22 protein-coding genes are annotated in these 26,833 nt (G+C 73.7%); 9 read left to right on the top strand and 13 right to left on the bottom strand.

Going from position 1 to position 26,833, the window contains the following annotated elements; all coding sequences use genetic code 11:
• Positions 1-63: 63 nt before the first annotated feature.
• From DQ392_RS15205 to DQ392_RS15190, 4 genes are all read right to left on the bottom strand, one after another.
• Positions 64-921: a 1,4-dihydroxy-6-naphtoate synthase gene (locus tag DQ392_RS15205; RefSeq protein ID WP_114016133.1), complete on the bottom strand. Its 858-nt coding sequence runs from the start codon at positions 919-921 to the stop codon at positions 64-66.
• A gap of 22 nt (positions 922-943) precedes the next feature.
• Positions 944-1,621: a futalosine hydrolase gene (locus DQ392_RS15200; RefSeq protein ID WP_114016132.1), complete on the bottom strand. Its 678-nt coding sequence runs from the start codon at positions 1,619-1,621 to the stop codon at positions 944-946.
• Positions 1,622-1,654: 33 nt separating this feature from the next.
• Positions 1,655-2,173, bottom strand: coding sequence for a DUF2771 domain-containing protein (locus DQ392_RS15195; protein ID WP_181856438.1), 519 nt, complete (start codon positions 2,171-2,173; stop codon positions 1,655-1,657).
• Positions 2,174-2,259: 86 nt separating this feature from the next.
• A complete protein-coding gene (locus DQ392_RS15190; RefSeq protein ID WP_114016131.1) occupies positions 2,260-3,630 on the bottom strand; it encodes an MFS transporter in 1,371 nt (456 codons plus the stop codon).
• A gap of 356 nt (positions 3,631-3,986) precedes the next feature.
• On the opposite strand from DQ392_RS15190, the gene DQ392_RS15185 reads away from it, so the two are divergent.
• The 3 genes from DQ392_RS15185 (at position 3,987) to DQ392_RS15175 (ending at position 8,636) form a co-directional block, all read left to right on the top strand.
• The gene (locus DQ392_RS15185; protein ID WP_114016130.1) at positions 3,987-4,844 is read left to right on the top strand and encodes a DUF3027 domain-containing protein; all 858 of its coding nucleotides are present in this window, start codon (positions 3,987-3,989) and stop codon (positions 4,842-4,844) included.
• Positions 4,845-5,067: 223 nt separating this feature from the next.
• A complete protein-coding gene (locus DQ392_RS15180; protein ID WP_114016306.1) occupies positions 5,068-8,235 on the top strand; it encodes a sacsin N-terminal ATP-binding-like domain-containing protein in 3,168 nt (1,055 codons plus the stop codon).
• Between the two features lie 164 nt (positions 8,236-8,399).
• Positions 8,400-8,636, top strand: coding sequence for a hypothetical protein (locus tag DQ392_RS15175; protein WP_114016129.1), 237 nt, complete (start codon positions 8,400-8,402; stop codon positions 8,634-8,636).
• A 20-nt stretch (positions 8,637-8,656) separates the two neighbouring features.
• Here DQ392_RS15175 and DQ392_RS15170 read toward each other — a convergent pair whose 3' ends face one another.
• Together DQ392_RS15170 and DQ392_RS15165 are read right to left on the bottom strand one after the other, a co-directional pair.
• Positions 8,657-11,143, bottom strand: coding sequence for an HAD-IC family P-type ATPase (locus tag DQ392_RS15170; protein WP_181856437.1), 2,487 nt, complete (start codon positions 11,141-11,143; stop codon positions 8,657-8,659).
• A gap of 57 nt (positions 11,144-11,200) precedes the next feature.
• Positions 11,201-11,461, bottom strand: a complete 261-nt coding sequence (locus DQ392_RS15165; protein ID WP_245981528.1) for a DUF2530 domain-containing protein — start codon at positions 11,459-11,461, stop codon at positions 11,201-11,203.
• A gap of 206 nt (positions 11,462-11,667) precedes the next feature.
• Between DQ392_RS15165 and DQ392_RS15160 the strand changes: the two genes are divergently transcribed.
• Positions 11,668-13,143 carry an NCS2 family permease gene (locus DQ392_RS15160; protein WP_114016128.1) on the top strand — a complete coding sequence of 492 codons (1,476 nt, stop codon included), beginning with the start codon at positions 11,668-11,670 and terminating at the stop codon, positions 13,141-13,143.
• Between the two features lie 75 nt (positions 13,144-13,218).
• On the opposite strand, the gene DQ392_RS15155 is transcribed toward DQ392_RS15160, so the two are convergent.
• Positions 13,219-13,449, bottom strand: coding sequence for a hypothetical protein (locus DQ392_RS15155; RefSeq protein ID WP_114016127.1), 231 nt, complete (start codon positions 13,447-13,449; stop codon positions 13,219-13,221).
• A gap of 345 nt (positions 13,450-13,794) precedes the next feature.
• On the opposite strand from DQ392_RS15155, the gene DQ392_RS15150 reads away from it, so the two are divergent.
• The 3 genes from DQ392_RS15150 (at position 13,795) to thpR (ending at position 16,540) form a co-directional block, all read left to right on the top strand.
• Positions 13,795-14,172: a MarR family winged helix-turn-helix transcriptional regulator gene (locus tag DQ392_RS15150; RefSeq protein WP_114016303.1), complete on the top strand. Its 378-nt coding sequence runs from the start codon at positions 13,795-13,797 to the stop codon at positions 14,170-14,172.
• Between the two features lie 32 nt (positions 14,173-14,204).
• Positions 14,205-15,716, top strand: coding sequence for an MFS transporter (locus DQ392_RS15145; RefSeq protein WP_114016126.1), 1,512 nt, complete (start codon positions 14,205-14,207; stop codon positions 15,714-15,716).
• Positions 15,717-15,958: 242 nt separating this feature from the next.
• Complete coding sequence (gene thpR, locus DQ392_RS15140; protein WP_114016125.1) at positions 15,959-16,540, top strand: RNA 2',3'-cyclic phosphodiesterase; 582 nt, start codon at positions 15,959-15,961, stop codon at positions 16,538-16,540.
• Between the two features lie 220 nt (positions 16,541-16,760).
• Here thpR and DQ392_RS15135 read toward each other — a convergent pair whose 3' ends face one another.
• From DQ392_RS15135 to DQ392_RS15120, 4 genes are all read right to left on the bottom strand, one after another.
• Positions 16,761-17,759, bottom strand: a complete 999-nt coding sequence (locus DQ392_RS15135; protein WP_114016124.1) for an aldo/keto reductase — start codon at positions 17,757-17,759, stop codon at positions 16,761-16,763.
• 110 nt (positions 17,760-17,869) lie between these two features.
• The gene (locus tag DQ392_RS15130; RefSeq protein ID WP_114016123.1) at positions 17,870-18,589 is read right to left on the bottom strand and encodes a TetR-like C-terminal domain-containing protein; all 720 of its coding nucleotides are present in this window, start codon (positions 18,587-18,589) and stop codon (positions 17,870-17,872) included.
• Between the two features lie 338 nt (positions 18,590-18,927).
• On the bottom strand, positions 18,928-19,977 hold the full coding sequence (locus DQ392_RS15125; RefSeq protein ID WP_114016122.1) for a hypothetical protein: 1,050 nt from the start codon (positions 19,975-19,977) through the stop codon (positions 18,928-18,930).
• Between the two features lie 99 nt (positions 19,978-20,076).
• Positions 20,077-20,754 (bottom strand): GDSL-type esterase/lipase family protein, encoded by a 678-nt coding sequence (locus DQ392_RS15120; protein WP_114016121.1) that lies wholly within the window; start codon positions 20,752-20,754, stop codon positions 20,077-20,079.
• A 58-nt stretch (positions 20,755-20,812) separates the two neighbouring features.
• On the opposite strand from DQ392_RS15120, the gene DQ392_RS15115 reads away from it, so the two are divergent.
• Positions 20,813-21,856, top strand: a complete 1,044-nt coding sequence (locus tag DQ392_RS15115) for a lactonase family protein (RefSeq protein WP_114016120.1) — start codon at positions 20,813-20,815, stop codon at positions 21,854-21,856.
• Positions 21,857-21,920: 64 nt separating this feature from the next.
• On the opposite strand, the gene serC is transcribed toward DQ392_RS15115, so the two are convergent.
• Entirely contained in the window at positions 21,921-23,039 is a 1,119-nt protein-coding gene (gene serC / locus DQ392_RS15110; protein ID WP_114016119.1) for a phosphoserine transaminase, read from the bottom strand.
• A gap of 374 nt (positions 23,040-23,413) precedes the next feature.
• On the opposite strand from serC, the gene DQ392_RS15100 reads away from it, so the two are divergent.
• The gene (locus DQ392_RS15100) at positions 23,414-26,278 is read left to right on the top strand and encodes an FAD-binding and (Fe-S)-binding domain-containing protein (protein ID WP_114016118.1); all 2,865 of its coding nucleotides are present in this window, start codon (positions 23,414-23,416) and stop codon (positions 26,276-26,278) included.
• 152 nt (positions 26,279-26,430) lie between these two features.
• Here the strand turns inward: DQ392_RS15100 and DQ392_RS15095 are convergent, their stop codons facing one another.
• On the bottom strand, positions 26,431-26,691 hold the full coding sequence (locus tag DQ392_RS15095) for an AraC family ligand binding domain-containing protein (protein ID WP_425470538.1): 261 nt from the start codon (positions 26,689-26,691) through the stop codon (positions 26,431-26,433).
• Between the last annotated feature and the right edge of the window lie 142 nt (positions 26,692-26,833).

The following is a 26,833-nucleotide window of genomic DNA, read 5'->3' as shown; positions in this document are numbered from 1 at the left end:
GCCGGGGTCGCGGGTGCGGCCGTGCGGTGGTGAGGCGGTGCGGCCGTGCGGCGGTGCGACGTGCTAGGGAAAGGCCAGCGCGTCAGGGCCGAGGGCCGGCACGAGCCCCTCGGCGGCGGCACGCTCCAGCAGTCCGCGGACCGCCGCGTAGCCGTCCTCGCCCAGGTTCTCGGTGAACTCGTTCACGTACAGCCCGATGTGCTGTTCGGCCACCGCCGGGTCCATCTCCTGCGCGTGCTCCAGCACGTACGGCCTGGAGACCTCCGGGTCCTGCCAGGCCATCCGTACCGAGGTGCGGACGGCGCGGGCCAGCTCGCTCAGCGTCTCGGCGCCGAGCGAGCGCTTGGCGATGATGGCGCCGAGCGGGATGGGCAGTCCCGTCGCCGCCTCCCAGTGCTCGCCCATGTCGGCCAGCTTGTGCAGGCCGTAGTTCTGGTAGGTGAAGCGGGCCTCGTGGATGACCAGCCCGGCCTCGACCTTGCCGTCGCGCACCGCGGGCATGATCTCGTGGAACGGCATCACCACGATCTCGCCCACCCCGCCGGGCACCTCGGCGGCGGCCCACAGCCGGAAGAGCAGGTACGCGGTGGAGCGCTCGCTGGGAACGGCCACGGTCTTCCCGCTCAGCGCCGTCGCGTCACCTGCTCGACCGGTGAGCACCAGGGGACCGCAGCCGCGGCCCAGCGCCCCGCCGCACGGCAGCAGCGTGTACTGGTCGAGCACCCAGGGCAGCACCGCGTACGACACCTTCAGTACGTCCAACTCGCCGCGCTCGGCCATGCCGTTGGTGAGGTCGATGTCCGCGAACGTCACCGTCGGCGCGGCGGCGTCCGGTACCCGGCCGTGCGCCCACGCGTCGAAGACGAACGTGTCGTTGGGGCAGGGCGAGTAGGCGATCGAGAGCGGCGCTGCTGTGGCCATGACGGACTCCTTCTGTGTCGTGCTAAGGGACCAGCTTGCCGAAGGCGGCCGTGAGCGCGGCGAGCGCCTGCGGAATCCGCCAGGCGGCACGGTCCCGGGGGCCGACGGCGTTGGAGACGGTGCGGATCTCCAGGAAGTCCACACCGCCGGCGTGCGCCGTCGCGGCCTCGGCGACGCCGAACCCCTCCATCGCCTCGGCGGCCGCCGTCGGACAGCGCGCCAGAAGCAGGTCGGCGTGGCGCCGGGTGCCGGTGGTCGTCGAGACGGTGAGCACGGTGCCCGGCCTGCCGCCTGTGGCCCCGGCGACGGCCTCCACCAGCGCGGCGGCGGGGCGGTGTTCGCTCGTGCCGAATCCCAGGTCGGCGACGGAGGCGAAGCCGGGGGGCTCGTCCTCGCTCCCGGGCAGTTCGGAGCCCAGGTCGGCGGCGACGAGGCGGTCGGCGATCACCGTGTCGCCGACGTGCACGCCGTTGGCGGCGAAGCCGCCGCCGATGCCCGCCGAGACGACCAGGTCGTAGGGTCGGCCCTCGTGTGCGGCCGTCATCAAGGCGGTGGTCGTGCGGGCCGCCACGGCGGCCGGGCCGACGCCGCCGACGAGCACGTCCAGGTGCGGTGCGGTCCCTTCGGTGGCCGCCGCCACCGCTTCCCGTTCCGCGGACACGGCCGCCACGACCAGCACCCGCTGAAACCGTCGCAGCACCTCGCCGTCCCCTCGCCGGTGGCTTCCCGCCCCCTACTTCTTGCTGTTCTTCAGGTTCAGGTGCCAGATGCCGTTGAAGTCGCCGCCGGAGGTCTGCACGACGGTGACCTGGACGCTCTTCTTCGGCGCCGAGGGCTGTCCCGAGGCGGAGGACTGCTGGAAGAAGACCTCGCCCTGGAAGGAGTAGTAGGTCTTGTTCAGCGGCTCGGACAGCGCAGGCTTCCCGTCGACCAGGACGAGCCACCCGTCGTCGGCGGTCTTCGGGTCGACGCCGATGCGCAGCTTGTCGCCGGTGCTGACGGAGACCGTCTCGTCGGCCTTCTTGCCGAGGCACTTGCGCACCTCGTCCTGCGGGATCGCCTTGCCGTCGTCGTAGCAGGCGGCCTCGGTGGAGACGGAGTCCCCGCCGACCGTCGCGGTGACCATGGGGCTCGGCTGCTCGCACGCCGAGAGGGCGACGAGGCCGAGCGAGGCGGCACCGAGGGCGGAGGCGGTGCGCACGCCCCGCCGCGACTGTGACGACATGCGGCCCTGCCGCGCGAGCTTGCTCATGCGGGCAGGCTATCGGGCGCCCCCGGTTCCACCGCGCGGGGGTGCGGCGTGCCGCGCCACGAGCACCGGCGGCGGCCGCGCGCGGCTCACGCCACCCGCGGATGCGGCGTACCGCGCCGCGCGGCACCCAGCAGCCGCCGTACGGCGGTGCACACACCGACCGCGACGAGTCCCGCGGCCACCCCCATGCCGAGCCGCCCCGCCAGCGGCAGCGCCATGGCGAGCGCGCCGCCGACCACCCACGACAGCTGCATCAGGGTCTCGGAGCGGGCGAAAGCGGAGGTGCGGACCTGCTCGGGGACATCGCGCTGGATGAGCGCGTCGAGCGACAGCTTCCCCAGCGCCTGCACGATGCCGGCGGTGGCGGCCACAGCGGTGACGGCGACCGTCCCGTACAGCACGGCGGCGGCGACGGCCGCGGCCAGCGCGCTCAGCAGCGCGGAGGTGATGATCACTTCGGGGGCGCGGGCGCGCAGCCAGGCGCCGAGCGCGGTACCCAGGGCGTTGCCGCCACCGGCCGCGACACCCGCCAGGCCCAGTGAGACGGCGGCCGACAGCCCGTCGAAGGGGTCCTCGCGCAGCAGGAAGGCGAGGAAGAAGGTGAGGAACCCGGACAGGGCGCGCAGCGCGGAGTTGGCGCACAGGGCGCTGACCACCGAGACGCCGACCGTGCGCAGACCGGGCCGCTCCGCTCTGTGCTCCTCGCCCGCCCCGACGCTGGAGGCGGTCCGCGCCAGCCGGGCCGGGCGTTCCCCCTTCGCCGAGTCGACCTTCGTATCGAGGGAGAAGGAGAGAAAGGTGCCCAGCAGGAACAGCGCGCACGCCCCGTACAGCGGCCACCTGGCACCCAGCGCGTGCAGCGCGGCACCGGCGGGCGCGGCGGCGCCCGTGGCCAGCAGCCCCGCGAGCGTCACCCGCGAGTTCGCCTTGACCAGCCACACCCGTGGCGGCAGCAGTCGGGGCACCACGGCCGAGCGCACCACCCCGTACGCCTTCGAGGAGACGAGCACACCCAGCGCCGCCGGATACAGTTCGAGGCCCCCGGTAGCCACGGCGCCCGCCATGGTCAGCGCCAGCAGGGCGCGGGTCAGCATCGCGGCGGCCATCGCGGCGCGCCGCCCGTGCGGAACGCGGTCCAGGAGCGGGCCGATGACGGGGGCGAGCAGTGCGAAGGGCGCCATCGTCACGGCCAGGTAGAGCGCGACGCGCCCACGGGCCTCGCCGGTGGGGACGGAGAAGAAGACGGTGGAGGCGAGCGCCACCGTGATGAGCATGTCGCCCGCCGAGTTGACGGCGTGCAGTTCGATGAGCTTGCCGAGTCCGGACTCCCCCGCGCCGCCCGCGTGGGTGGCGCGCCGCACGCGGCGGGCCAGGGCGGCCGGTGGCCGCCGCAGGCCGCGTGCGAGACGGCGCACCCCGCTGCCTCCGCTGGGTTTGCCGGGCTCGTCGACAGGCACGCCGTTCAGTGTGCACCAGAACGGGTCGTTCGTTTCTCCCCTTTCTTCCGCTTCTCACGCACATCTGGCGAGGCTGAGTTTCTGTCGCCGGTGTCCCCCGCGCCGCCCCTTCCGCGGGCGCCCGGACAAGGCAGCGCGAGCCGTCCGAGGGCTGGCTGCGGATTTCTTCGGTGACCCTGTGGGGTAGCGTGGGTGAACGGTGCGCACCGTATGGCCTTTGAGCGCGGGCGCGGACGTCGCAGCGGCCACCCGGTCCCGCTCCGTCCCCGACCCGGCCCCTCCACTCGTGGCCGTCCGGGCAGTGCACGCCGACAACGGCGCTACGGCGTAGGAGAGACGATTCTTGTGAGTGCTGCATGACTGCCGCGACCCGGAGTACGAGCCGTGGAGCGCGGAGCCGGCGCGCCCCCGACAAGCTGTGTGCCGAGGCCGTGGAGCTGGCGAGGGCCGCGGCGCAGGAGGCGGCGGCGCCCGGAGTGGTCGGCGCCTGGATCGAGGCCGTCGCCGACGCCGAACGCGTGGTCACGCACCTCTTCGAGGCCCACGAGCCCGGCTACCGCGGGTGGCGCTGGGCGGTGACGGTCGCCCGCGCCTCCCGGGCCAAGAACGTCACGGTCGACGAGTCGGTGCTGCTCCCCGGCTCCGACGCGCTGCTCGCCCCCGAGTGGGTGCCCTGGAGCGAGCGGCTGCGCCCCGGCGATCTGGGCCCCGGCGACCTGCTGCCCACCGACGCGGACGACCTGCGTCTGGAGGCCGGTTTCTCCGGTGAGGACGAGCCGCTGCCCGACTCCCCCGTCGCCGACGGCGGACCGGAGGAGGCGGGACCGTTGCGGGCGGCCATCGGCGGCGTCGCCGCCGAGCCCGGCATGGGCAGGCCCCGCGTGCTCTCCCGCTACGGGCTGCACACCGCGGCCGACCGCTGGGAGGAGTCGTACGGGCCGAAGACGCCGATGGCGCAGGCTGCCCCGGCCGCCTGCATGAGCTGCGGCTTCCTCGTCCCGGTCGCGGGCTCGCTGCGGCAGGCGTTCGGGATCTGCGCCAACGAGTACAGCCCGGCCGACGGCCACGTCGTCTCCCTCGCCTTCGGCTGCGGCGGCCACTCCGAGGCGGCGGTCATGCCCCGCACCCCGCAGCCGCCGCCTCCGGTCGTCGACGAGACGCTGGCCGACCCCTTCGGCCTCGACGACACCCCCCGGAGCGAGTCCTCTCCCTGACCGGCCCGGCCGGCCCGGCCGGGTCGGCTCGGAGCGCCGGGGCGGTGGCGGGTTCCGGGGCGCGGGCGGCTGAACGGGCGGGCCCTTCGCGGTGTGCCGTACTCTTCCCTCTCGCCCGGCACGGAAGTGGCCGGGCGGGACGACGGGGTGGGATGCGAGTGCCGAGGAGGCCGGTGGCGTGAGGGACACCTTCGGGGCGACGTCTGGGGACGCGCCCGCGGACATGTTCGGGACCGGGCGGCTGCGGCACGGGGTGCTGGAGGCGTGGCGCTCGTCCGCGGCCCGCTTCCGTGAGGATGCCAACGCCGAGCAGGATCTCGTGCTGGGCGGCTACCGCGACCGGCTGGTGGTGGAGCTGGCACAGAACGCCTCGGACGCCGCGGCCCGCGCGGGCGTCGCGGGGCGGCTGAGGCTCTGCCTGGGCGCGGACGGCACGCTGAGCGCCGCCAACACCGGGCAGCCGCTGGACGCGGCGGGTGTCGAGTCGCTGGCCACCCTGCGGGCCTCCGCCAAGCGCGACGAGCCCGATCTGGGTGCCGTCGGCCGGTTCGGTGTCGGCTTTTCCGCCGTGCTGGCCGTCACCGACGCGCCGGCCGTCGTGGACAGCGGCGGGCAGGGGGCGCGCTGGTCGCTGGCCGAGGCCCGGGAGTTGACGCGGCAGGCCGCCGCCGACAGCCCGGACCTGGCCGCGGAGCTGGACCGCCGCGAGGGGCACGTGCCGCTGCTGCGGCTGCCGCTGCCCGCCTCGTACGAGGAGGCGGTGGTGCCCGCCGGGTACGACACGGCCGTGCTGCTCCCGCTGCGGGACGAGGCCGCGCGCGATCTGGTCCGGCGGCTGCTGGACGCGGTGGACGACGCGCTGCTGCTGGCGCTGCCGGGGCTGAGCGAGGTCGTCGTCGTCAGCGAGCCCGAAGGCCCCGCGCGCACCCTGACGCGGCACGACGAGGGGGCTCACGTCCGGATCGAGGACTCGGCCACCGGGTCGGCCCGGTGGCGGCTCGCGGGTGCGCACGGGGTCGCGGACGCCGAACTGCTCGCGGACCGGCCCGTGGAGGAGCGCACGCGCCCGGGATGGTCTGTGACCTGGGCGGTGCCGGTCGACGGCGGCGGTCTTCCGGTCAAGCCCGGTACGGCGGCGTGTGTGCACGCGCCCACGCCCACGGACGAGCCGTTGGGGTTCCCGGCGCTGCTGCTGGCCTCCTTTCCGCTGGAGCCGACCCGCCGCCACGTCGCGCCGGGTCCGCTGACCCGGTTCCTGCTCGGGCGGGCAGCGGACGCCTACGCGGAGCTGTTGCGCGAGTGGCATCCGGTGGCCTCGGAGACCCTGGATCTGGTTCCGGGGCCGCTCGGACTGGGCGAGCTGGACGGGCAGTTGCGCGCCCTGGTGCTGGAGCGGCTGCCCGAGGTGCCGTTCCTGGCGAGCGCGGCGGTCAGCGGGGACGAGGAGGAGCCGGGCGAGCGGTACGCGCTGCGCCCCCGCGACGCCGAGATCGTCGAGGGTGCGGGGGCGGCCACCGTCGCCGTCCTCGCGGAGGTGTTCGGCAACCTGCTGCCCGCGGGGCTGGAGCGCAGGCCGGAGCTGCGGGCGCTGGAGGTGGCCCGGGTGCCGCTGGGCGAGGCCGTCGACCGGCTCACCGGTGTGGAGCGGGAGCCCGGCTGGTGGTGGCGGCTGTACGACTCGCTCGCCGGGGTCGATCCCGAGCGGTTGACGGGGCTGCCCGTGCCGCTGGCCGACGGGCGCCGCGCGGTGGGGCCCCGCCATGTGCTGCTGCCGCCGCCGGACGGTGCGGTGACGGGCGGGCGGCTGGCCCGCCTGGGGCTGAGGGCCGCGCACGCCGAGGCCGCGCATCCGCTGCTGGAGAAGCTGGGCGCGACCCCGGCGACGCCGCACGCCGTGCTGACGACCCCGCAGGTGCGTGCCGCGGTGGCCGCTTCGCTGGAGGCGGAGGAGACCTGGGACGAGGAAGACGGCGGCCTGGCGCCCGAGGAGCTGGTGGAGACGGTGCTCGGCCTCGTCCGCGACGCGCATCTCGTGCCCGGCGACGAGCCGTGGCTGGGCGCTCTCGCGCTGCCCGACGAGGACGGCGAGACGATGCCGGCGGCCGAGCTGGTCTACCCGGGCTCCCCGTTCGCGCGCGTGCTGCGCGAGGGCGAACTGGCCGCCTGCGACGCGGAGCTGGCCGAACGCTGGGGCGAGGGGCCGCTGACGGCCGTCGGGGTGCAGGCGGCCTTCGCGCTGGTGCGTGCCGAGGACGTCGTGCTCGATCCGGACGGCTTCGAGCCGCGCGAGAGCGACTATCCCGAGCCCGACGACCCGGGGCTGCTGGACGCCGTCGACGTGTGGTGCGAGGACGTGCTCGACCAGCTGGCCGCCGACGGGCACACGGACGACGCCGAGGCCGCCTACGCCGTCCCGCCGGTGGCCGTCGAACTGGTGGCCGTGCGCGACCTCGACCTCGTCGACGACACGTGCTGGCCCGAAGCGCTGGCCATGCTGGCGAGGCCGCCGCTGCGGGACGCGCTGACCGCACCGGTGCGGGTACGCCTCGCCGACGGCACCGTCACCGACGTACGCCCCTACACCGCCTGGTGGCTGCGCGGCCACCCCGTGCTCGACGGCCGCCGCCCCGCGGGGCTGCGCGCAGCCGGGGCCGACCCGCTGCTGGGCGGGCTCTACGAGGAAGCCGACCCCGGTGGGGTCACCGACGACAGCGTCCTGCGGGCGCTCGGCGTCCGTACCACCGCGGCGGCGCTGCTGGCCGAGCCCGGCGGAGCCGCCGAACTCCTCACCCGCCTCGCCGACCCCGGCCTCCTCTCGCCGGCGCACCCGTCCCACGAGCCGGGCCCCGCACAGCTGCACGGCCTCTACACCCTGCTGGCCTCGGCCGGTCTGGATCCGGACACGGTGACGCTGCCGGACGAGCTGCGCGCGGTGCGCGGCGGTGAGGCGGTCGTCGTGGACGCCGCCGAGGCCCTGGTGGCCGACGCTCCCGACGTGCTTCCCCTCCTCGCGGACCGCGCCCTGCTGCCGGTGGCACCCGCTCACGCGGCCGAGCTGGCCGGTCTGCTGGAGGTGCGCCGGGCGAGCGAGGCGGCCGCGGAGCTGGTGCCGCGGGAGCCCGGCACCGAGCGGGAGGTCCCCGCCGCCGTGCGGGGACTGCTGCCTCAGGTGCCGTCCCACTACCGCGAGCACGAGGAACTGGTGCTCGGCGGGGTGGACCTGGACTGGCGCCGCACCCCGGACGGCACCCTCCACGCCGCCACCCTGGAGGGTCTCGCCTCGGCCCTGGCCTGGGCCTGCGGTGCCTGGCCCCGTCGCTTCGAGCTGACGGCCCTGCTGGAGGATCCGGACCGTGCGGTGGAGCTGTCGCGGGCGCGCTGGTTCGACTGAGGGCCGCGCGGCCGTGAGGGCCGCGCGGCCGTCTCCCCGGTGCCGTGACCGCTCCAACGGGTGCGCACCGGGTGGCGGAAGGGAGGGTCGCGGGGGCGGACCCGCGGGGTAACGATGTGCTCGCCCAGCACACCGGAACCCCTGAGCACCGGAGGAGAGCGGCCATGCCCGTCTGCGAGGTCTGCGACAACGACTACCCCCACACCTTCGAGGTCCGCGCGGCCGGGCAGGTGCACGTGTTCGACTGCCTGGAGTGCGCGGCCCACAAGATGGCGCCCGTGTGCGAGAACTGCGGGTGCCGCATCCTGGGCCACGGTATGGAGTCGAACGGCCAGTACTTCTGCTGCGCCCACTGCGCCCGCACCCAGGGCCGCACCCAGCTGGCCGACAGCGCGCCGTAAGCCCGCCGATCCCGGCGCGGTCAGGCGGGGATCCGCCTGGCCACCAGGCGCCACGCCGCCTCCAGCAGGACGCCCGCCACAGCGGCCACCCCCACCGCGCTCCACGGCACGACGGTGCCGACCAGCCTGAGCGCGAAGAAACGCTGGAGCCACGGGGTCGCCAGCACCACCAGGAAGGCGACCCCCATCGCCAGCACCAGTCCCACCCGCCACCACGTGTAGGGCCGCGCCACGATGGCCAGCACCCACATCGCGATGAGGAAGAGGGTCAGCGTCGCGGCGCTGGTCTCGGCGGCGAGTGCCCCGGCGCCGCTGTAGTGGTGCCGCGCCAGCAGGTACGTGGCGAACGTGGCCACCCCGGCGATCAGCCCGCACGGCACGGCGTAGCGCAGCACGCGCCGCACGAAGTGCGGTTCCGCCCGTTCCCTGTTGGGCGCCAGGGCGAGGAAGAAGGCCGGGATGCCGATGGTCAGGGAGGACAGCAGTGTCAGGTGGCGGGGGAGGAACGGGTAGGGGACCTGCCAGCAGATGACGAGCACGGCCAGCAGCACGGAGTAGACCGTCTTGGTCAAGAACAGGTTGGCGACCCGTTCGATGTTGCCGATGACCCGGCGGCCCTCGCCGACGACCGAGGGCAGCGTCGCGAAGCCGTCGTCGAGCAGCACGATCTGGGCCACCGCCTTGGCCGCCTCGGAGCCCGAGCCCATGCAGACCCCGATGTCGGCGTCCTTGAGCGCGAGGACGTCGTTGACGCCGTCGCCGGTCATCGCCACCGTGTGCCCCTCCGCCTGGAGGGCGCCCACCAGCTGCCGCTTCTGCTGCGGTGTGACCCGCCCGAAGACCGTTCCGCCCTCCACCGCGCGGGCCAAAGAGGTGCGTTCGGCGGGCATCTCGCGCGCGTCGACGGGGTGCTGGGCGCCGGGCAGCCGGAGTTTCGCGGCGACCGCGCCGACGGAGACCGCGTTGTCGCCCGAGATCACCTTGGTCTCGACGTCCTGCTCGGCGAAGTAGGCGAGGGTGTCCCCGGCGTCGGGCCGCAGCCGCTGTTCGAGGACGACGAGCGCCGCGGGGCGCGTCCGGGGCCCCGCGTGCGCCTGACCGGCACCGTCGTCCGAGTGGGCGGCGGCGCCCGGGCCGGCGTCGGGGTCCGCGTCCGGGTCGGTGTGCGGGTCCGGGACGGCGCCGGTGTGCGGGCCCGGGGCCGTCCGGCCGTCGCCGCCGGGCGGCAGCCCGTCCGCCGCGTGTGCCAGCAGCAGTACCCGCAGCCCTTCCCGGTCCAGCCGCTCCACCTCGGCCAGTACCGGGTGACCTGCCGTCAGGAGCACGTCGGGGGCGCCCAGCAGCCAGGCGCTGGGGCTGCCGTCCGGTTCGGTGAAGGCGGCACCGCTGTACTTGCGGGCGGAGGAGAAGGGCAGCGTGCCGGTCAGGCGCCAGGCGTCAGGGCCGTCCCCGGGCGCCGGGTAGGCCGCGCCGATCGCCTGGAGGCTGGCGTTGGGGTGCGGATCGGAGGCGCCGAACGCGGCCAGCACCCGGGCGAGGTACGCGTCGTCTGCCCCGTCGAGGGCGCGCACCTCGGCGACGTCCATGCCGCCCTCCGTCAGCGTGCCGGTCTTGTCGAGGCAGACGACGTCGACCCGGGCCAGGCCCTCGATGGCCGGCAGCTCCTGGACGAGGCACTGTCTGCGGCCCAGCCGGATGACGCCGATGGCGAAGGCCACCGAGGTCAGCAGCACCAGCCCCTCGGGCACCATCGGCACGATGCCGGCGACCATGCGCCGCACGGCCTCGTTCACGTCGTTGTGTTCGACGACGAGCTGGCTGAGGATCAGCCCGAGCGCGGCGGGGACCATCATCCAGGTGATGTACTTCAGCAGTTGGCTGATGCCGCCGCGCAGTTCGGAGTGGACGAGCGTGAAGCGGCTGGCCTCCTCGGCGAGCTGCGCCGCGTAGGCCTGGCGGCCCACTTTCGTCGCGGTGAAGGCTCCGGCGCCCGCCACCACGAAGCTGCCGGACAGCACGGTGTCGCCCGGCCGCTTGACGACCGGGTCGGACTCGCCGGTCAGCAGGGACTCGTCGACCTCCAGGCTGTCCGCTTCCGTCACCTCGCCATCGACGACGCACTTGTCGCCGGGGCGCAGCTCGATCAAATCGCCCAGCACGATCCGGTCGGTGGGCAGCTGCGTGGCGCGCCCTTCGCGCCGTACCCGGGGGCGTGCCTCTCCGATGACCGCGAGGCTGTCGAGCGTCCGTTTGGCGCGCAGCTCCTGGATGATGCCGATGCCCGTGTTGGCCACGATGACGAAGCCGAAGAGGCCGTCCTGGAGCGGCCCGACGACCAGGATGATCAGGAAGAGGACACCGATGAGCGCGTTGAAGCGGGTGAAGACGTTGGCGCGGACGATGTCGGCGGCCGACCTGCTGTTGCGCGGCGGGACGTCGTTGACCTCCCCGCGCTCGACGCGCTCGGCGACTTCCGCCTCGGTGAGACCTCCGCCCGCTTTTGTCATGTTTCGACGGTACGGGGCTCTGCGGCCTCATCGAGGACGGCCACGCGTCGCGCCGCCTCAGTCCTGCCTGGCCCGCCTGATCGCCTTGTCCCTGGCGCGTACGTACCAGATGCCGACGCAGCCCAGGCCCGCTCCCGCGGCGCAGGTCCACACCCACCAGGTATGGCCGCCGTCCGCGAACCAGCCGTAGAAGGGGAGTTGGCCGAGGAAGAGGACGAGCCAGATCAGGGTGCCAGCCACGACCGTGCCGACGACGTTGCCCTCCAGCGGCTCCGGGGCCTCGCGCTCGCCGTTGGTCCACTTGTCCATGAGGCCCATCGCCACGGCTCCCTCGTTTCCGGTCCTGTCCGGCTTCCAGCCTAGCGAGGGGCGCCGGGGGGTCCGGGGGCGGAGTTGGCGATCAGGCCGTTCGTTTGTTCATACTGAAACCAACTGGAGATGGCTGGATTGTTTCGTGCGATTGTCCAAGCTGATCCAGTCGGACCCCTCCGTTCCGCTTCGTCAGCACGTACCCGAGGTCACCCATGCCCGCTTCGGCCAGCCCGGTCGATTCCCCCGGCTCCCCGCGAGACACCCCGCCCCCCGCCCCCCGCTCCGCACTGGACCGCTTCTTCGGCATCTCGGACCGCGGCTCGACCGTCGGCCGGGAGCTGCGCGGCGGGCTCGCCACCTTCTTCGCGATGGCGTACATCATCGTGCTGAACCCGATCATCCTCGGCGCGGGCACCGACAAGTACGGCCACCAGCTCGACAACGGTCAGCTGGTGACCGCCACCGCGCTGATGGCCGGGCTCACCACCGTGCTGATGGGCGTCATCGGCAACGTCCCCATCGCCCTGGCCGCCGGGCTGGGCATCAACGCCGTGGTGGCCCTCCAGCTGGCCCCCAAGATGACCTGGCCCGACGCCATGGGCATGGTGGTGCTGGCCGGCATCGTGCTGATGATCCTGGTGGCCTCCGGGCTGCGGCAGCGCGTCATGGACGCCATTCCCAACGGGCTGCGCCGGGCCATCGCCATCGGCATCGGCCTGTTCATCTCGCTCATCGGCCTCGTGGACTCCGGCTTCGTGACCCGCAACCCGGACGCCGCCAAGACCACCGTCCCCCTCGGGCTCGGGACCGGCGGGCAGCTCCAGGGCTGGCCCGTGCTGGTGTTCGTGCTCGGTCTCGTCCTGATGTTCGTGCTGACCGTGCGGAAGGCCAAGGGCGCCATCCTCATCGGCATCGTCGTCATGGCCGTCGCCGCCATCGTCATCAACGCCGTCGCCGACATCCCGGACGCGGCCTGGGGCCTGTCGGTGCCCACGGTCCCGGACTCCGTCGTCGGCACGCCCGACTTCTCCCTGGTCGGCGACGTCAGCCTGCTCGGCGGCTTCCACGAGGTCGGCTGGCTGACCGGCTGCCTGTTCGTCTTCACGGTGCTGCTGTCCGGCTTCTTCGACGCGATGGGCACCATCATCGGCGTCGGCGAGGAGTCCGGGCTCGCCGACGAGCAGGGGCAGCTGCCGCGCATGGGCCGCATCCTGTTCATGGACGGTGTCGGCGTCGCCGCGGGCGGAGTCGGCTCCTGCTCGGCCAACACGTGTTTCGTGGAGTCCACGGCGGGTGTCGGCGAGGGGGCGCGCACCGGGCTGGCCAACGTGGTGACCGGCGGGCTCTTCCTCCTCGCGCTGGTCTTCACCCCCCTCGCCAAGGTCGTGCCCTCGCAGGCGGCGACGCCCGCGCTGCTCGTCGTCGGCTTCCTGATCATGGCCGCCAACGTGCGGGACATCGACTGGGGCGACGCGACCGTCGCCATCCCCGCGTTCCTGACGATCGTCTCGATGCCGTTCACCTACAGCATCACCAACGGCATCGGCATGGGCGTCATCGCCTTCATCGTCCTGCGGGCCGCCTCGGGGCGGGTCCGCGAGATCCCGTGGCTGCTCAACGTCGTCGGCCTCTGCTTCCTCGTCTACTTCCTCCTCAATCCGATCGAGCAGCTGCTCGGGGTGCAGTGACTCCGCTGCCGCCCGTCCGGCTCGCCGTCGTGCCCCTCTCCGCCGCGGGAGGGGCACAGGTGTGTGCGGCCCGGCTCAGGCGGAGCGGCCGTAGAACCGTTCGGTCTCCTCGACGGACGCCTTGAAGCGTTCGTCGAAGTCGTCGCGCACGAGCGTGCGGACCACGTAGTCCTGCACGCTCATCCCGCGCTTGGCCGCGTGGTCGGTCAACCGCTCCAGCAGGGCGGCCTCTATGCGGAGGCTGAGCACCTGGGAGTCGGGCTGCCCGTGGTGGTCGTTGTCACACGGAGGAGTCAGGCTGTTCATACGACAACGGTCGCGAACCCACCCCGGCCGCTGTCCGGCGAATGTGTCCCGACTCACTCGTACGTGTGAGCCCATGAGGGCTGCGCCCGTGTTCTTTAGGCGGAGTAATGAGGTAGGCTAAAAATCATGTCGGAACAGCTCCCCGCTCCGCGACTCGCGGACGGGTCCCCACCGGGCGTGCCGGACATGCTCCGCGAAGCCGCTCACCTCGCCGAGGCCGTGGAGCCCACCCAGACGGCCGGAGCCGCCGAGACGGCCGGAGCCGCCGGAGCGGCGGAGGCCGCGGAGGTACCCGCGGCCGACCAGGAGGCCGAGGACGCCGTCAACGCGCTCCGCGCCGGAGTGATGCGGCTGTCCCGGCGGCTGAAACACCAGCGCGTCGACGAATCCCTGAGCCCCACCGAGATGTCGGTGCTCGGCACCCTCGCCCGCTGCGGCTCGGCCACCCCCAGCGAGCTGGCCCGCAAGGAACATGTACAGCCGCCGTCGATGACGCGGATCGTCGCGATGCTGGAGTCCAAGGGACTCGTCCGTCTTGAGCCGCACCCCGAGGACCGCAGGCAGAAGGTGGTCACCCAGACCGGGCAGGCCGTGTCCATGCTCGCCGCGGCCCGCACCAAGCGGAACGCCTGGCTGGCCGAGCTGGTCCAGGAGCTGGACGAGGACGAGCGGGCGACGCTGCGTGCCGCCGCGCCGGTGCTGGAGAAGCTGGCGCACTTGTAAGGAGAACGACCGAGAACAGGAGGCGAAGCCGCTTGAGTACGGGCCACGGAGCAGACTCCGCACCCGCACCATCCGCAGCCGACGAAACCCACCCGCGTAAGGCGCCGCACGACGCACCCCGCAGCGCCGGCGTCTCGCACCAGGCCGCACCCCACGGCGCCGGTGCCCCACACCACGAGGCACCCCACGGCGCCCCGAGGGACGACGCACCGGCCGACCCCCTCAAGGACGCGCCGCGCAAGAGGGGCGCCGTACCGCAGTCCGGCGCGAAGACCTCGATGTTCGCCTCACTGCGCATCCGCAACTACCGCCTCTTCGCCCTCGGCCAGGTCGTCTCCAACACCGGCACCTGGATGCAGCGCATCGCCCAGGACTGGCTCGTGCACAGCCTCACGGGGTCCTCCACGGCCGTCGGCATCACCACCGCGCTCCAGTTCCTGCCCATGCTCTTGTTCGGGCTGTACGGGGGCGTCATCGCCGACCGCTGCTCCAAGCGCAAGCTGCTGTTCGCCACCCAGTCCGCCATGGGCCTGACGGGCCTGGTGCTCGCCGCGCTCACGCTGAGCGGAAACGTGCAGGTCGCGCACGTCTACGCGCTCGCGTTCGTCCTCGGCCTGATCACCGTGGTCGACAACCCGACCCGGCAGACCTTCGTCTCCGAGATGGTCGGGCCCACCCAGATACGCAACGCCGTCTCGCTCAACTCGGCGAACTTCCAGAGCGCCCGGCTGGTCGGCCCCGCCGTCGCCGGTGTGCTGATCTCCGCCGTCGGCGGCGGCTGGGCCTTCCTGATCAACGGCCTCTCCTTCGCCGCCCCCCTCGTCGGGCTGCTGATGATGCGCGCGGGAGAGCTGCACACCAGCAAGCCCGTGGCGCGCGGCAAGGGGCAGCTGCGCGAGGGCCTGCGGTACGTACGCGGCCATCCCGAACTGCTGTGGCCCATCGTGCTGGTCGGCTTCATCGGGACGTTCGGCTTCAACTTCCCCATCTGGCTCACGGCCTTCACCAGCGACGTCTTCCACGAGGGCGCCGGCACCTACGGCGCCCTGAACTTCCTGATGGCCGTCGGCTCCGTCGCGGGCGCGCTGCTGGCCGCCCGGCGCGGCCAGTCGCGGATGCGGCTGATGGTCGGCGCCGCGCTGGTCTTCGGCGTCCTGGAGATGGTGGCCGCGCTCTCGCCCTCGTACTGGCTGTTCGCCGCGCTGATGGCGCCGATCGGGCTGGCGGGCCTGACCTTCAACGTGACCGCCAACTCCAGCGTCCAGCTCGCCTCGGACCCGGCGATGCGGGGCCGGGTGATGAGCCTGTTCATGATGGTCTTCGTCGGCGGCACCCCCATCGGCGGGCCCATCATGGGCTGGATCACCGACACCTTCGGCGCCCGCATGGGCTTCCTGGCCGGTGGCCTGATCTCCGCCGTGGCGGCGGTGGCCGTGGCCCTGGTGCTGGCGCGGATCGCGGGGCTGCGACCCGCGGTGAGCCTGCGGCGCGGCCAGCCGCCGGTGCGGTTCGTCCGCCGGGAGGCGGTGACGGAGGCGGCGTAGGGATCTTCCTGCGGGCTTGTTCCGGCAGGGGGTGCCACTGTTCGCAGTGGGCGGTCCGCAGGTGGGTTGTGGCTGGTGGGGGCACCTCCCGGCCGGAGGCTGGGGGAGCAGTTCCCCGCGCCCCTTCGGGGCGCGTCCGGGCCCCTTGCCGCGTGTGGGAAGCCCGTCCGGGAGATGCGATCTCCGGGTAGGCCCGGCACCCGGTACGTGGCGCTGGGGCGGCTGTGGCAGAGTCCGGCCCCATGAGACTGTTCGCGGCGTTGTGGCCCCCGGCTGAGGCGGTGGCGGAACTGGCGCGCTTCACGCGCCCGCTCACCCGCCTCCCCGGCGCCGGGGACCTGCGCTGGACCAGGCCCGAGAGCTGGCACTTCACGCTCAGCTTCTACGGCGAGGTGTCCGAGGAGCAGACGGACGACCTCGCGGCCCGCCTGGCCCGCGCGGCACACCGCGCGGGCGGCCCCGTCCCGATGCGTCTGGGGGCGGGCGGCCGCTTCGGCGACCGCGCCCTGTGGGCCGGCGTGCACCAGGACACCGACCGCGCGGCCCTGGCCAGGCTCGCGGCGGCCACCACGGCGGCGGGCCGCCGCGCGGGCGTGTTCCCCGCCGACGCGCACCCCTCCTTCCGCCCGCACCTCACGCTGGCCCGGGCCAGGAACCGCGGCACGACGGACCTGCGCCCCTACGTGGTCCAGCTGGAGCCCTTCGCGGGCTCCAGCTGGAGTGCACGGGAACTGCTCCTCGTCCGCAGCGAGCCGCCCACCAGCGGCGTCCCGGGCGAGCAGCCCCGCTATGTGCCGGTGGGGCGCTGGCCACTGGGCGGGTGACGGGGCCGGGCCGTGGCCTGTCGCACCCGCCGGTTACCGTGGTGACCGTGAACGCGAAGACCAGAATGCGCATCGTGACCGGTGTGCTGGTGGCGCTCTTCGTCGTGGTCGTCCTGGCCTCGGCGCTGAGCGGCCACTGAGCCGACCGCGGCGGGCCCTGCCCGGTCGCCGAGCCGCGGGCACCTGCCCGCTCGCCGAGCAGGGGCCCGCGAGCCCCGTCTCACCAGGCGAAGGCCTCGGGGGAGGGCCCTGGACCCGGGAAGATCTCGTCCAGCGAGGCGAGCAGTGCGTCGCCGAGGTCGAGTTCGACGGCGCGCAGCGCCGAGCTGAGCTGGTCGGCGGTGCGCGGTCCGACGATCGGGCCTGTGACGCCGGGCCGCGACAGCAGCCAGGCGAGGGCCACCTCGCCGGGCTCCAGGCCGTGCTCGGCGGCCAGGTTCTCGTAAGCCTCGATCCGGTCCCTGACGGCCGGGTCCTCCAGCGCGGTGGCGGCGCGCCCCGACGCGGTGCGGCCACCGCCGCCCTCCCGCGCCTTGCGCAGCGCACCGCCCAGCAGCCCGCCGTGCAGCGGTGACCAGGGGATGACCCCGAGCCCGTAGGACTCCGCGGCCGGAACGACCTCCATCTCGGCGCGGCGCTCGGCGAGGTTGTAGAGGCACTGTTCGCTGACCAGCCCGAGCGAGCCGCGCCGCGCGGCCGTCTCGTTGGCCTGCGCGAGGTGCCAGCCCGCGTGGTTGCTGGAGCCGACGTAGAGGACCTTGCCCTGCTGCACGAGGACGTCCATGGCCTGCCAGATCTCGTCCCAGGGCGTGGCCCGGTCGACGTGGTGGAACTGGTACAGGTCGATGCGGTCGGTGCCCAGGCGCCGCAGGCTCGCCTCGACGGACCTGCGGATGTTGACGGCGGAGAGCTTGTCGTGGTTGGGCCAGGGCGCCGCGCCGTCGCCCGCCATGTTGGCGTAGCCCTTGGTGGCCAGGATCGTCTTGTCGCGCCGCCCCTCGCCCTTGGCGAACCAGCTGCCGATGATCTCCTCGGTGCGGCCCTTGTTGTCGCCCCAGCCGTAGACGTTGGCGGTGTCGAAGAAGTTGACGCCGGCGTCCAGCGCGGCGTCCATGATCGCGTGGCTGTCGGCCTCGTCGGTCTGCGGCCCGAAGTTCATCGTGCCGAGGACGAGCCTGCTGACCTTGAGTCCCGTGCGTCCGAGCTGCGTGTACCTCATGCGGCCACGCTAGGCGGCTGGAGTGCGCTCGAAGCAAGACGCGCGGCAGGTTGCCTCCCGCGCGTCTTGCGTCACCCGCGGCCTGCGGCCTGGGTCGCCCGCTGCCTGCGTCATCCGCTGCCCGTGTCACCGGGCGGGGCCCCGCCAGGGGGTGTGCCGCCCGGGGGCGCCTCGCCCTGGGGCGCGTCGCTCGGTGGCGCGCCGTCCGGAACCTCCGTTTCGCGGCGGCGGAAGACGCCGTGCGTCGCGGCCAGGTACGCGGACTCGGCGCTGGTGCGGACGACCTCGGCGTCGAGGGGGCGGCGGCTGATCAGCAGCCGGTAGTAGAAGGGGGCGCCGAGGGCGGCGATGACCTCCACGGTGTCGGTGTCGGGCGGCACCTCCCCGCGCGTGACGGCCCGCTCCAGCAGCACCGAGACCTGGCGCAGCCGGGCCGCGAACGTCTCGCGCAGCACCTGTTCGGCGCCCGGCTCCATGGCGGCCGCCGCCACGATGCCCTCGACGAGGCGCCGGTTCTCGGGTGCGGCGTGGAAGCCGGCGATGTTGCCCGCCATGGCGTGCAGGTCGCCTCGCAGGCCGCCGGTGTCGGGGATGGGGATGGCGCTGGTGCCGTGCTCGCCGAGCAGGTCGGTGATGACGCCCTCCACCGTGCGCCAGCGGCGGCGGATCGTGGCGGCGTGCACTCCGGAGCGCTGGGCGAGCAGGTCGACGGTGAGGGAGGCGTAGTCCTGGGTGCGCAGCTCTTCTCGGGCGGCCGCCAGGACGGCGGCGCGGGTGCGGGCGGTCCGTCCTCCGGGGCGGGCGGACCCGTGCGGTCGTGGCTCGGTCATGTTCGGGCTGTGATTCCGCGTTGCGTCGAGGGAAGCGTTCCGGTTACTGTCATACCAGTTAGTGCGCGTCAGCGCGCATTAGTCGGGGGAGGTGAGCGCCCTGTGCGCACGGTTTCGCACCGTTGCGCACGGGACGTTCACGAGAAGTGCGGCGGGCGCGGTCGACAGGCTCACGCATGATCGACAGTCTGACGCACCGGCCGCGCCGGACGACGGGCGCCGGCCGGTTCCGACGCGAAAGATGCGGCGGCCGGCGGGATATCGCCGGGTTTGCCGGTCTCCGTCGCGTAGTCGTCGCCTCGTCAGGCACCCGGATTCCCCGGGGCGGGCAGGCGGCCTCAGAGCGTGGGCAGCCCCGAGGGCGGCTTGGTCAGTACGCCGCGCGCGTAGCCGTAGCCCGCGTGGAAGACCATGTGGTCCCCCGAGACGACCTGCGTCTTGACCGCGACGTCCACCTGCTCGACCTCGCCCGGGACGAAGACGCGCACCGTGTGGTGCAGCATCGTGTGGTGCTTGGCGGCGCTCACCGTCCGCGTCCGCGTGGGGGACCTGTGCGGTGCGCCCACCGGCTCGCCCGCCTCGTCCAGCCCCTGGACCTCCACCCAGGAGGCGAGCGTGGCGCCCGAGGCGCGTGGGTGGCGCGGCTCGCACAGGCCGTAGGCGTCGGCCCTGTTGCAGGTGGTGACCTCGGCGTCGACCGCGATGTCCAGGCGGGTGCGGGGCAGGGGCCCCGTGGTTCCCACGCTCTGCCGCGTGGTCATCGGTTCGGCCACCGTGCCGGGTGACAGCAGCAGGTCGCCCTGCGCGGCGGGGCGCGTCCAGGTGGTGGCGTCGCGGCTCGCGCGGGTCCCGGCCAGTCCTCGTTCGCCGTCGAGCGGCTCCCGGCCGGCCAGCCGTACCGTCATGCCCGGGGCGCGGGCGGTGCTGTAGGCGGAGGCGCTCAACTCGCAGCGGTGGGTTCCGCTGTCCTCGGCGACGAGCAGGGCGCGGATGTCGGGGTCCCTGTGCTGCTCGTCGGGGGTCAGGTTGGCCCCGTCGTGCGCGCGCAGGGCAGGGCGTCCGTCCGGGCCCGTGCAGGTGAGCAGCAGGGTGGTGCCGATGTTGGTGGGCCGCCCCGAGCCCCAGGAGTCCACGGAGAAGGTCATCGCGGGGGTGTCCAGGGCGAGTTTCTCCCCGGCGTCGAGCCGGTAGGTGGCGGTGGAGACGGCCCGCAGCGGGGAGGAGTGCTGCTGTACGGGGAGTGTCACACCCGCCGCTTCCGCCCCCTCCCGTCCGGCTGCCGCCGCCGTGGGGGCGCCGGGCGCGGCGGCGAACGCGCACAGCGCGGGCGCCAGCGTGCACAGCAGCCACACCGCCCGGCGGGGGAGGGCGCGGTGACGTGGTGTCATACGGCAGTCCTTTCCTCACGGGCCGGACCGGTGGCCGAAAGCGGCTTCCGGCGCGCAGTGCGGAAAGTGACCGTATCGGCGGCTGAGCGGTTTTCGTGGTCAACAGACCGGTGTGAACCGGTACGGCCCACCCACGGCCCACGCCTGGTGGAGTGCGTCGGCGAACGCGGCGGCGATCCGGTGCTCACCCTCTGGCGAGGGGTGGGTGCCGTCGTAGGTGTCGCGCTCGGGCGACCAGTCCTCCGGGGCCGAGGCGAGCAGCAGCGGCGAGCGCGGCTCCGCGTGCTCGGCCACCGTCTTGGCCAGCAGCGTGTTGAAGTGCGCGCACGCGGCGGCGAACGCGGGGTCGCTCGCCGCGCGCACGTTGGGTATGACGGGCAGCAGCACGGCCCGCAGCGTCGGGTTCGCGGCCCGTGCGCGGGCGAGGAACGCCTCGACGTTGGCCAGCGTCTCCTCGGGCCCCGTGTAGAACCCCAGGTCGATCAGGCCCAGCGAGACGAGCAGCGTGTCGGCGTCGTGCTCCGCCACCACCCGGCCGATCAGCGGCGCCATGTGCAGCCACCCCTCGCCCCAGCCCGCGAGGTGGGCGCGCGCGTGTGCGGGGAAGCCGGGGTCGGCGTAGCGGTGCGAGTCCTCGTGCAGCGCGGTGCGCGGGCCGACGACGTGGACGGTGCCGTCCGGCAGTGTGCGGGTCAGGTGCTGCCACATCCGGTAGCGCCAGGTGTGGTCGCCGGCGGCTCCGATCGTCATGGAGTCGCCGACGAAGAGGATGCGCATGCGCTCATCCTGGTGGATCACCAACCGACACGCACCGTGATGCTGGACACTTGAGCCCATGTCCTCTGAGCGCACACGTGGGTCCGTCGTCGGGATCCGGCAGAAGGCGGCGCTGGCCGCGGCGGTCCTGGCCGCGGGGCTCGCCTCCGCCCCCCTTCCCGCCCGGGCGGCGGACGAACCCAAGGGCTTCACGATCCGGGACTCCCGCATCACCGAGTCCAGCGGCCTGGCCGCCAGCCGCGCCCACGAGGGCGTCTACTGGACGCACAACGACTCCGACGACGGACCGTACGTGTACGCCGTCGACAGCCGCACGGGCAAGACCGTCGCCAGGGTCGTCCTGCGCGGCATCGACCCCCGCGACGTGGAGGCCATCTCCGTCGGGCCCGACGGCGACGTGTTCGTCGGCGACATCGGCGACAACCTCGACGGCTCCTGGTCCGAGGTGTGGATCTACCGCTTCCCCGAACCGAAGCGGCTGGACGGCGACATCACCGTGACGCCGACGCGCTACACCGTCCGCTACGCCGACGGCCCCCGCAACGCCGAGTCGCTGATGGTGCATCCCAAGACCGGGCGCGTCTACATCGCCAGCAAGAACGCGAAGGGCGAAGCCGGCGTCTACGCGGGGCCGCGGCGCCTCGACGCGGCCGGCACCAACACCTTCTCGCGGATCGCCGACATCGACTTCGAGGCCACCGACGGGGCGTTCTCGCCCGACGGCACGCGGCTGGTGCTGCGCGGCTACTTCAGCGGCTACGCCTACCGGTGGAAGGACGGCAAGCCGGACAAGATCGGCTCCGTGCCGGTGCCGTTGCAGCGGCAGGGCGAGTCGGTGACCTTCACCCCGGACGGGCGGACGCTGATGTTCGGCTCCGAGGGTGCGGGCAGCGGTGTCGAGCCCGCACAGCTCCAGGGCGAGGCCGTGCCCGACTCGGTGCGTGAGGCGTCCTCGTCCGGGGGCGACGGCAAGGGCGGTGGCGGTGACGAGGGGAGCGCCTCGGGCGACGACGACCGCACGCTCGGTCTCGGCGCCGCCACCTTCGCCGCCGCTCTCGCGGTGTGGTGGGGCCTGCGCCGCCTCTTCCGCCGCCGCGAGTGAGGGGGCCCGACGAGCGCGGGCGGCCCACCCGACGGTGGGCCGCCCGTACGCTCTCAGGAACCGGTCACAGGTTCTCGATCACGTAGTCGACGCAGGCGGTCAGGGCCTCCACGTCCGCCGGCTCGACGGCCGGGAACATGGCGACCCGCAGCTGGTTGCGGCCCAGCTTCCGGTACGGGTCGGTGTCCACGACGCCGTTGGCCCGCAGCACCTTGGCCACGGCGGCGGCGTCCACGTCGTCGGAGAAGTCGATGGTGCCCACGACCTGGGAGCGCTGGGCGGGGTCCGTCACGAACGGGGTGGCGAAGGACGCCTTCTCCGCCCAGCCGTACAGCCGGCCCGAGGAGTCCGCGGTGCGCTGGACGGCCCAGTCGAGTCCGCCGCGGCCGTTGATCCACTCCAGCTGGTCGTTGAGCAGGAAGAGGGTGGCCAGCGCGGGGGTGTTGTACGTCTGGTTCTTGCGCGAGTTGTCGATCGCGGTCTTCAGGTCGAAGAACGCAGGGATGTGCCGGTCGGAGGCGGCGATGCGCTCCGCCCGCTCGATGGCGGCGGGGGAGAACACCCCGATCCACAGCCCGCCGTCCGCGGCGAAGGACTTCTGCGGTGCGAAGTAGTAGACGTCGGTCTCGGCGATGTCGACGGGCAGGCCACCGGCGCCCGAGGTGGCGTCGACCAGGACGAGCGCGCCGTCGTCCGCTCCGGGTACGCGCCGGAGCGGCATGGCGACGCCGGTGGAGGTCTCGTTGTGGGTGAGCGCGTAGACGTCGATGCCCTGCTCACCGCGCGCCTCGGGGTGGGTGCCCGGGTCGGCGGAGATGACGCTGGGCTCACCGAGCCACGGCGCCTGCTGGGCGGCCTTGGCGAACTTGGAGGAGAACTCGCCGAAGGACAGGTGCTGGGAGCGGGAGGTGATCAGGCCGTGGGTCGCGATGTCCCAGAAGGCGGTGGAGCCGCCGTTGCCGAGGATCACCTCGTACCCCTCGGGCAGCGAGAAGAGGCTCCGCACGCCCTCGCGCACCTTTCCGACCAGGTCCTTGACGGGTGCCTGGCGGTGGGAGGTGCCCATGAGAGAGGTGCCGGTCGCGGCCAGGGCGGTGAGTGCCTCCTCGCGCACCTTGCTGGGGCCCGAGCCGAAGCGACCGTCGGCGGGCTTGATGTCAGCGGGAATCTGGAGATCAGCCACGGGCCAAGCCTAGTGCCGCCAGGGCGCGGGCACGCCGGGACGTCCAGCGCCTGAGACAGCCGGCGGGCGCCGGCCACGGTGGGCGTGGGGCGGGCCGCTGTCGGCGGGCGCCCCTACGCTGTGGTCGATTCCTTCCAGCAGGCGGCGCCGCCGCGCCTGCTGGACACGTTCACGGCACCGGACCCGTACGCGGACTGACGGGCCCGACCGGTCGACGGGCCGAGGGACCGGCCGGCTGACGGCCGGTCGCGGTCCGCCCGGTGGGGGGTCCGCGACCGGCAAGGGGCGCCCGCCCGTGCGCGTGACGGGGGACACAGTTGTTCAGATCGCCGAGGGGGCAGCGTTCGCCCGGCCCGAGCGTGCACTCTGTGCGCATGGCAGAGGCACGGGAGCGGGCAACGGACCTGGAACGGGCACTTCGGGCCGCGGTGCGGGGCGGCGAGGTGGAGTTCGGCGTCCAGGACAGGGCGTTGATGACGATGGACGCCTCCAACTACCGGCGGGTTCCGCTCGGTGTGGTGGCGCCCAGGGACGACGACGACGTGGCGGCCGCGTTGGCGGTCTGCCGGGAGCAGGGCGTGCCCGTGGTGGCGCGCGGGGCGGGGACGTCGATCGCCGGGCAGGCCACCGGGGCCGGGGTCGTCCTCGACTTCACCCGCCACCTGCGCGCCGTCGAACGCCTGGATCCCGACAGCCGCACCGCCGTGGTGCGCCCCGGCGTGATCCTGGACGACCTGCGCGGTGCCGCCGGCGCGTTCGGGCTCACCTTCGGACCCGACCCCTCGACGCACAGCCGCTGCACCCTCGGCGGGATGATCGGCAACAACTCCTGCGGCTCCCACTCGGTGGCGTGGGGCACCACCGCCGACAACGTCCGCGAACTGGAGGTCCTCACCTACGGCGGTGAGCGGGCCCGCCTCGCGCGCGGCGGCGACGGGGTGCCGGAGCGGCTGCGCACCGCGGCACGCTCCCTCGTCCAGGGGGAACTCGCCCGGCTGCGTACGGGGTTCCCCGAGCTGCCGCGGCGGATCTCCGGCTACGCGCTGGATGAGCTGCTGCCCGAGAAGGGCGAGGACTGGGCGCGCGCCTTCACCGGCAGCGAGGGCACCCTGGGCGTGCTGACCCGCGCCACCGTGGGGTTGGTGCCGACGCCGGGCGCCCGCGTGCTGGCCGTCCTCGGGTACGCGGACGAGAGCGCGGCCGCCGAGGCCGCGGCCGGACTGCTCCCGTACGGGCCCCTCACCGTCGAGGGCATGGCCAACGACCTGGTGGGCGACGCGGCCCGCGCCTCCCTCCCGAGGGGCGGCGCCTGGCTGTTCGTCGAGGTCGGCGGCGACGACGCGGCCCACGCGCTGTCCGAAGCCGAGGCGCTGTGCCGCGCCGCCCGCGAGGACAGCACCGACCACCGACTGGTCACCGAAGCGGCCGGGCAGCGCGCCCTGTGGCGGATCCGCGAGGACGCCTCGGGAACGGCGACCCGGCTGCGGCTCCCCGGCATGGCGGAGGACGCGGAGGCCTGGCCGGGCTGGGAGGACTGCGCCGTGCCCCCCGAGCGGCTCGGCGCCTACCTGCGCGACTTCCGCAAACTGCTGCGCGAGTACGGGCTGCGCGGCCTGCCCTACGGGCACTTCGGGGACGGCTGCATCCACGTCCGCATCGACTTCGACCTGATGGGCGAGGCGGGCATCGCCACGTTCCGCGAGTTCTCCACCGCGCTGGCCGACACCGTCGTCGCGCACGGCGGCTCCCTCTCCGGCGAGCACGGCGACGGGCAGGCCCGCGCCGAGATGCTGCCCCGCATGTACGGGCCCGAGATGGTCGGGCTGTTCAACCGCTTCAAGGATCTGTGGGACCCGGCGGGCGGCCTCAACCCCGGCATGCTGGTGCGGCCCGAACCGATCGACGCCAACCTGCGCTTCGCCCCGCTGCCGCGCACCCCGGTGGACGTCGAGTTCGGCTACCCGCACGACGGGGGAGACTTCTCGGCCGCCGTACGCCGCTGCGTGGGCGTCGCCAAGTGCCGCAACGAGACGGCGTCGGGCGCGAGCGTGATGTGCCCGTCCTTCCGGGCCACCGGCGAGGAGAAGCACTCGACCCGCGGGCGGGCCCGGCTGCTGCACGAGATGCTCGCCGGCGAAGTCGTCACCCGGGGATGGCAGTCTAAGGAGGTGCACGACGCGCTCGACCTGTGCCTGTCGTGCAAGGGCTGCAAGAGCGACTGCCCGGTCGGCGTCGACATGGCCACCTACAAGGCCGAGTTCCTGCACCACTACCACGAGGGCGACGCGCGCAACCCCGGCAAGGCCCGCCCCATGGCGCACTACTCGATGGGGTGGCTGCCGCGCTGGCTGCGCCTGGCCGCAGCCACCCGCTCGGTGCCGCTGCTGAACGCCGGAGCCAGGGTTCCCCCGCTCGCGGCGCTCGCCAAACGGCTGGGCGGTCTCGCCCCCGAGCGGGACATCCCCGCGCTGCCCCGCACCCCCTTCACCCACTGGTGGCGCAAGCAGCCGGGCAGGGAGCGGGCGAGCGGCACCCCCGTGGTCCTGTGGCCCGACACCTTCACCAACTACCTGTCACCGGAGGCGGGCTCCGCGGCGGTCCGGGTCTTCCAGGACGCGGGGCTACGCCCCGTCGTGCCGCCCAAGCAGGTGTGCTGCGGGCTGACGTACGTCTCCACGGGCCAGCTCGACCGCGCCCGCGCCGTCATGCGCCGCACCCTCGACCGCATCGAACCCGCCCTCGACGCGGGCCTGCCCATCGCCGTACTGGAGCCCCCGTGCGCCGCGGCGCTGCGCTCGGACGTCCCCGAACTGCTGGGCGACGACCCGCGCGCCGCGCGCCTGGCACGGGCGGTGCGCACCTTCGCGCAGACTCTGGAGGAGCAGGCGCCCGACTGGGCACCGCCCCGCGTCGACCGGCCCGTGGCCGGCCAGACCCACTGCCACCAGCACGCGGTCATCGGCGACGCCGCCGACCGGCGCCTGCGCGAGCGCGCCGGTCTCACCGGTGACCTGTCAGGCGGCTGCTGCGGCCTGGCCGGCAACTTCGGTTTCGAGAAGGGCCACTACGCCGTCTCCGCGGCCTGCGCCGAGGACCAGCTCCTGCCCTCCCTGCGGGCCGCGGCCCCGGGTACGGAGGTCCTCGCGGACGGCTACTCGTGCCGCACCCAGATGGACCAACTGGGCGGCCACCGCAGCAGGCACCTTGCGGAGGTGCTGGCCGCGCACCTGCACCGGTGAGCGGCGTCCGGCTCCGGCACGTGAGTTTGCGCGTCACCCCCTCGACCGGTGACGGCGCCGGGCGAGGGGGCGGACGGCGGCCTTACGGCCCTACGCGTCGACCACGAAGTCGAACGTGCCCACCAGGCCGCCCCCGTTCTGCTGGACGTTCATCAGTCGTCGAGCAGGCCCTCGACCCGGGCGGCGGCGTCTCCCGACAGCGGGAGGGAGGGGTGTTCGCCCAGGTCGCGCAGTAACTCGCGGTCCGACGGGTGGGCGAGCAGGAACGACGGGTCGAAGAGGACGACGCTGCCTTGGACCTGTTCGTGCTGCTGCCAGTGGTGTGTCCGGCCGGGCGTGATGAAGCACAGGTGGGGCGGGCGCAGGGTCCAGCGGCGCAGGTCGATGACGTGGGAGCCGCTGCCGTGCGTCACGTGGGCGATCTCGTAGAAGGTGTGCCGGTGCGGAGTTGCGCGGCGCGGTCACGTTGTCGCTTCCCTCCCTTCGGGCCCCCGTTCCGCAGGGAGCTACCCGGCCGGGTGCGCGGGCAAAAGTCATGCAAGCACGCTTGCTTGT

It is taken from the genome of Streptomyces reniochalinae (assembly GCF_003323735.1).
Taxonomy (GTDB): Bacteria; Actinomycetota; Actinomycetes; order Streptomycetales; family Streptomycetaceae; genus Streptomyces; species Streptomyces reniochalinae.
The sequence above is the reverse complement of the archived record's forward strand: the minus strand, read 5'-3'. Positions and strand labels throughout refer to the sequence as shown.